Below are 5,827 nucleotides of genomic sequence, written 5' to 3'. Positions count from 1 at the left end.
CCCGTGCACCGTGCACGGGCGCGCGGGCGGTCAGCCGTTGATCGGCGGCCGGTAGGTGGTGTCCGGCCCCTGCGGCCCGGCTGCCGGGCCGTTGCCCGGCTCGACCACCTCGCCCTGGATCACCTTGCCGTCCGGCCGGTGGATGCGCAGCTGCTCCTGCAGCCGCATCGCGTCCGCGAACGGGTCCGCACCCGCGCCCACCGTCGAGCGCAGCGCCTTGTCGGCGAACCGGCGCCCGGCCGCCCGCCACAGCGCGCGGGTCGGCGGGAACAGCAGGGTCAGCGCCAGGACGTCCGAGAGGAAGCCCGGCAGGATCAGCAGCAGGCCGGCCAGCACGGTCAGGCTGGTGCCGGTCTGCGGCTGCTCCGCCTTCGGGTCGCGGGTCTGCGCCAGGGCCGCCGACAGCGCCCGCGCGCCGGCCCGCTTGATCAGCGAGCCGCCGAGCACCGCGCCGGCGATCAGCAGCAGCACCACGGTCAGGCCGCCCAGCCACGAGCCGACCTGGACCAGCAGCCAGATCTCCAGCACCAGCCAGGCGGTCAGCAGCAACGGCAGCACCCGCCGCAGCTTCGAGCGCGGCGCCGGACGGGCGGGGGAAGCTTGCTGGGTCACGGTACGAATCCACTCCAGGCGGTGCTCTGCGCGCCGCACGGGAGGTCCGGGCCGGCTACGGCACCACCTGGTCCAACGGCCGGCCGGCGGTCTGTGTTCCACGCCTCCTGGCCAGGACGATCCCGCCCGCGCAGGCGAGCAGGCCGGCCACGGCGAGGGTCCACTCGGGCACGGCGCCGACCCGGTCGGCGACGGTGGTGCCGTCGCGCAGCGGGACGGTCGCGGACAGCTCCGCGGCGGTCAGCTCCTCGGTGCGCTCGACGACGCTGCCGTCCGGGGCGATCACCGCGCTGATGCCGCTGGTCGCGGCGATCAGCACCGCGCGGCCGTGCTCGACGGCGCGCAGCCGGCTCATCGCGAGCTGCTGCTCCGGCTGGCCGGTCTTGGCATAGGTGGCGTTGTTGGTCTGCACGACGAGGACCCGGGCGCCCTGGTCGACGGTGTCGCGGACGATCTCGTCGTAGGCGACCTCGAAGCAGATGACGTCGCCGATCCGGGCCGGGCCGAGCTGCATGACGCCGTTGTGGTCACCGGGGTAGAAGTCCCGGGCGACCCGCTGGAGCCGGGTGATGACCTTGGACAGCTGGTCGCGGAACGGCACGTACTCGCCGAACGGCACCGGGTGCTGCTTGGTGTAGGAGGCGCCGGGGCCGGTCACCGGGTCCCAGACGATGCCCTCGTTCTGCACGTGCTGCTCGTCCGGGCCGTCGACCAGGGTGCCGACCAGGGTGGGCACGCCGATCGCCCGCACCGCCTCGTCGATCCGCGCGTAGGCCAGCGGGTCGCTGAACGGGTCGAGGTCGGAGGAGTTCTCCGGCCAGATCACGATGTCCGGCTTCTCGGCCCGGCCGGCCTTGACGTCCTCGGCGAGCTTCTCGGTGGCGGCGGCGTGGTTGTTGAGCACCATCATCGGACGGCCCAGGAAGTCCATGCCGGGGTTGGGCACGTTGCCCTGGATGACGGCGACCTTCACGGTGTCGGCGGGCGCGGTGGGCACCGGCACCAGGTAGCCGGCGAGCAGCGCGGCGACGGCGCCCAGCCCGGCGGCCGCGGCCTGCACCGGGCGGCGCGCGGTGCCCCGGCCGGCCACCCGCAGGGCGGCCCAGGCCAGCAGGGTGCCGGAGAGGGCGACGGCGAACGTCACCAGCGGGGCGCCGCCGAGCGCGGCCAGCGGGGTGTACGGGGTGGCGGTGTTGGCGAAGGCGAGCCGGCCCCAGGGGAAGCCGCCGAGCGGCAGCCGGTCGCGGGCCCACTCCTGGGTGATCCACAGGCAGGCGCCCCACAGCGGCCAGGCGGGCAGCCGGGAGGTGACGGCGAGGCCGGAGCCGAGAGCGGCCAGGAACAGCGCCTCGACCACCGACAGGCCGATGGTGGCGTCCCAGCCGACCACCCGCAGCCAGCTCAGCAGCATCAGGAAGAACGGCAGGCCGAAGGCGAAGCCGGTCCAGGCCGCCTGCCGGGCGGTGCGGCCCCGGGTGAGCAGGGAGAGCGCGGCGACGCCGAGGACCGACAGGGGCCAGAGGTCGAAGGGCGGGAAGGCCAGGGCGAGCAGCAGTCCGGCGAGCGCGGCCAGCCCGGTGCGGGGAAGGCCGGCCCGGATCCTGGCGAGGGCGCGGGCGACCCGGCCCGGGCCCGCTGCCTCGTCGGGGGTCTCGGGCGCGGTCCCGGACCGCTCCTGGGTGACGGGCATGGCCACCGTCGCACCATCTCTCTCGACGCCGCTCCGCGGGGGGCGCGGGGACGGCTGTTCGGACGCTGTCCGAAGAAGGTACCCCGTAACGACACCCCGTCGTGAGCTGAGGGTCGTTCTGCCGTCGCTCAGCGGGGGGCGTACCGGACCTCGGCGAGCGGCCAGTCGGCGGCGAGCCAGGCGGAGACGGCCCGGTACACGGCGGCGTCCAGGGCGGCGCGGTCGGCGCGGACCCAGGAGCTGACCCTGGCCGCGCCCGGCCGCTCGTGGTCCGGGTAGAGGTAGACACAGCCGACGACGGCGTCGCCGGGGGTCTCGCGGACGGTGTAGGTGAAGCCGCGGCGGGCCTCGAAGTCGGCGGCGTGCCGGCGCAGGTCGGCGAGGTTGAGCTCCGGGCCCATGCCCTCGACCGGGGGCCAGTGGCCGTGCTCCCAGCCGGGGGTGGCGCGGATGTGGTCGATGCTGCCGCTCCAGGCGGCGTGGTCGGCCTCGTTGTGCTGTGCGCCGAGGGGTTCCAGGCGGAACCCCTCGGCGGTGAGGGTGCGGGGGACGGTGAAGCCGGCGGGCACGAGCGGGTGATCGGTCATGCCGGAGAATCTACGGCCCGCCCGCCGCCGTGATCATCCGCCCTACTGCGCGGCCAGGTGGACGGTGCGGCCGCGGACCACGGTGCGCAGGCAGGTGGGCAGCGGCTCGCCGGGGGTGAGGTCGGGCAGGCCCGGGGTGCCGGAGCGCGGGTCGGTGGACCAGCCGGCCACCCGGTCGTCCGGGGCCTGGACGACGAGGTCCCCGGCGGCCCAGACGGCGAAGCTGGCGACCGCGCCGGGGACGAGCACGCCGTCCTGGTCGCGGCCGATCGCGCGCCAGCCGCCGCGGGTGTGCGCGGTGAACGCGGCCCGCACCGAGATCCGGTGCTCGGGCGTGCGGTGGAAGGCGGCGGCCCGCACGGTGCCCCACGGGTCGAGCGGGGTGACCGGGGCGTCCGAGCCGAAGGCCAGCGGCACGCCGGAGCGCAGCAGCGCGGCGAACGGGTTGAGCGCGGCGGCCCGCTCGGCGCCGAGGCGCTGCACGTACATGCCGTCCGGGCCGCCCCAGGCGGCGTCGAAGGCGGGCTGCACGGAGGCGGTCAGGCCCAGCTCGGCGAAGGCGGCGACCGTCTTGTCGTCCAGCGCCTCGGCGTGCTCGACCCGGTGGCGCTGCGCCCGGACCCGGTCGGCGCCGACCCGCTCGCCGGCGGCCCGGACGCCCTCCACGACGGCGGCGATCGCGGCGTCGCCGATGGCGTGGAACCCGGCCTGGAGGCCGGCCTCGGTGCAGGCGGCGACGTGGTCGGCGACCTGGGCCGCGGTCAGGTAGGCGGTGCCGGTGTGCGCGGCGTCGCGGTAGTCGTGGTGCAGGCAGGCGGTGCGCGAGCCGAGCGCGCCGTCGACGAAGAGGTCGCCGCCGGCGCCGACGGCACCGAGCCGGCGGGCGGTCTCGACGCCGCCGCGCTCGCTCAGCTCGCCCCAGTAGCCGAACACCTCGGGGCCCTCGCCGTCGGCGGCCAGTTCCAGCAGGCCGGCGAAGTCCTGCTCGGAGGAGATGTCGGGGCCGGCGCACTCGTGCAGGGCGCCGATGCCGAGTTCGGCGGCGCGGGCCAGGGTGGCGCGCTGGGCGGCGCGGCGCTGCTCCGCGGTGAGCCGGGCGAGTGCGGTGCGCCGCACGGCGTGGTGGGCGTCGCGGGTGAGCGGGCCGTCGGCGTCGAAGCCGGGCTGCCCGGCGAGGTCCTCGGTGAGCGCGCGCAGCGCGCTGGTGGCGAGCCCGGAGTGCACGTCGGTGCGGGAGAGGTAGACGGCGGCGCCCCCGGCGGCGGCGTCCAGCTCGGCGAGGGTCGGCGGGCGGCCCTCCGGCCAGCCGGTCTCGTCCCAGCCGTGGCCGATCAGCACGCCGCCGGGCTGCTCCTCGGCGGCGGCGAAGGCGGTGAGCGCGGACAGCGCGGCGGCCAGCGAGGGGGTGCCGGTGAGGTCGAGGCCGGTGAGGGCGAGCCCGGCGGAGGTGGCGTGCACGTGGGCGTCGACGAAGGCGGGGGTGACCAGGGCGCCGTCCAGCTCGACGATCTCGTCGGCGGTCCGCGCGTACGCCTCGGCGGCGCCGTCGCTGCCGACCCAGGCGACGTGCTCGCCCTCGACGAGCATGGCGGTGGCGAAGGGGTCGGCGGGGCTGTAGACGACGCCGCCGCGCAGCAGGACGGTCCGGGAGTTGCGTTCGGTCATGCGGCCTAGTCTGCACCCCCGCCGGGCCTGCTCAGAGCTTCGGGGGTCGGGCCTCGTACGGGGTGGACAGGACGACGGTGGTGCGGGTGGAGACGCCGGCGGCGCTGCGGATGCGGGCCAGCAGGTCCTCCAGGTCGCCGGGGGCGCCGACGCGGACCTTGAGGATGTAGTTCTCCTCGCCGGCGACGCTGTGGCAGGCCTCGATCTCGGGCAGGTCGGCCAGGCGTTCGGGCGTGTCGTCCGGGGCGCTGGGGTCGAAGGGTTTGACCGAGATGAAGGCGGTCAGCGCCAGGTCGACGGCGTCCGGGTCGACGATCGCGGTGTAGCCGCGGATCACCCCGCGCTGCTCCAGCCGGCGCACCCGCTGGTGCACCGCCGAGGTGGACAGGCCGGTGGCCTTGCCCAGGTCCGTGTAGCTCATCCGGCCGTCCTGGAGCAACAGCTGGACGATGCGTTGGTCGAGATCCTCCACAAGGCGCAAACCTACCCCCTCGGGGGCGCGCGGATCGCGGCACGGGGGGCGCACGGGGTCCGACCTCGGGGGTGTGCGCGGGGCCGGGAGGGGGGCGCGGCGCGTCACCCGGCGCGCCCCGGGGTGTCGCGCGGGCACATGCCGGACGAATGTGGCGAAGGACACACCCGGTGCATCACAGTGCGCCGGACCGCAGGGTTATGAGTCCGTTTCGGCGGGAAGTGCTGGTTGTGGCCCCGGGCGACCACGCCGGGCCCGATCCGAGGGGGATCACCATGCGCGTTACCGACCAGCGCCCGACGGGCGCGGACGACGCCCACGATACGACCGACCGCGAGGATCTCGCGGTCCCCGACGAGGCCTCGCCGGGGCTGGATCCGGGCGAGGCCGACACCTGGGAGATCGCCCGGGTGCACTGCCCGTCCTGCCGGCGCCCGATCGCGCTGGTGGGCGACGAGGAGCGGCTGCCGCAGCACGCCGTCCTGCCGCGCCCCTGGCACCCCTTCTCGCCCTCGCTCTGCCCGGGTTCGGGCGCGCCGACGGACGACCTGGTCGAGGTGGAGAGCGCGGAGGAGGCCGGGTCGGCCGGTCTGGACGCACTGCTGACGCTGCCGGGCGAGCTCGACTGGCGCACCCAGCCGTTCTCCCACGCGATGGTGCACCGCCCGGTCCGCTCGGTCCCCGCACCGGCCATCCCGGAGCAGCGCGGCCGCTTCTCGCGGCGCTGAACACCCGCCCGCCGTACGGCCCCTGACGGTTGGACAGGAACCGGCCCCCGGGCGTCACCCCGCACCCTGGGGT

General features: G+C 76.1%; 6 protein-coding genes. 1 reads left to right on the top strand and 5 read right to left on the bottom strand.

Translation table 11 applies throughout. The features are described from left to right. Positions 1–30 precede the first annotated feature (30 nt). The 5 genes from fxsA to ACFU74_RS35450 all read right to left on the bottom strand — a co-directional run bounded on the left by fxsA (position 31) and on the right by ACFU74_RS35450 (position 5,026). Positions 31–612, bottom strand: a complete 582-nt coding sequence (fxsA, locus tag ACFU74_RS35470) for an FxsA family membrane protein (RefSeq protein WP_380764257.1) — start codon at positions 610–612, stop codon at positions 31–33. Between the two features lie 55 nt (positions 613–667). Beyond that, positions 668–2,302, bottom strand: coding sequence for an apolipoprotein N-acyltransferase (gene lnt, locus ACFU74_RS35465; RefSeq protein WP_380764256.1), 1,635 nt, complete (start codon positions 2,300–2,302; stop codon positions 668–670). A gap of 128 nt (positions 2,303–2,430) precedes the next feature. After that, positions 2,431–2,889: an N-acetyltransferase gene (locus ACFU74_RS35460; protein WP_380764255.1), complete on the bottom strand. Its 459-nt coding sequence runs from the start codon at positions 2,887–2,889 to the stop codon at positions 2,431–2,433. A gap of 42 nt (positions 2,890–2,931) precedes the next feature. Continuing rightward, positions 2,932–4,554: an amidohydrolase gene (locus tag ACFU74_RS35455; protein ID WP_380764254.1), complete on the bottom strand. Its 1,623-nt coding sequence runs from the start codon at positions 4,552–4,554 to the stop codon at positions 2,932–2,934. A 31-nt stretch (positions 4,555–4,585) separates the two neighbouring features. Then, positions 4,586–5,026 (bottom strand): Lrp/AsnC family transcriptional regulator, encoded by a 441-nt coding sequence (locus ACFU74_RS35450; protein ID WP_344335302.1) that lies wholly within the window; start codon positions 5,024–5,026, stop codon positions 4,586–4,588. Positions 5,027–5,301: 275 nt separating this feature from the next. On the opposite strand from ACFU74_RS35450, the gene ACFU74_RS35445 reads away from it, so the two are divergent. Further along, complete coding sequence (locus ACFU74_RS35445) at positions 5,302–5,754, top strand: hypothetical protein (RefSeq protein WP_380764253.1); 453 nt, start codon at positions 5,302–5,304, stop codon at positions 5,752–5,754. Positions 5,755–5,827 lie beyond the last annotated feature (73 nt).

Origin of the sequence: Kitasatospora sp. NPDC057500 (assembly GCF_042802195.1) — a bacterium.
Classification (GTDB): domain Bacteria; phylum Actinomycetota; class Actinomycetes; order Streptomycetales; family Streptomycetaceae; genus Kitasatospora.
The sequence above is the reverse complement of the archived record's forward strand: the minus strand, read 5'-3'. Positions and strand labels throughout refer to the sequence as shown.

Coding starts and splice junctions, on each gene's coding strand:
- lnt (WP_380764256.1), bottom strand. CDS start 2,302: ATGCCCGTCACCCAGGAGCGGTCCGGGACCGCGCCCGAGACCCCCGAC.
- ACFU74_RS35460 (WP_380764255.1), bottom strand. CDS start 2,889: ATGACCGATCACCCGCTCGTGCCCGCCGGCTTCACCGTCCCCCGCACC.
- ACFU74_RS35455 (WP_380764254.1), bottom strand. CDS start 4,554: ATGACCGAACGCAACTCCCGGACCGTCCTGCTGCGCGGCGGCGTCGTC.
- ACFU74_RS35445 (WP_380764253.1), top strand. CDS start 5,302: ATGCGCGTTACCGACCAGCGCCCGACGGGCGCGGACGACGCCCACGAT.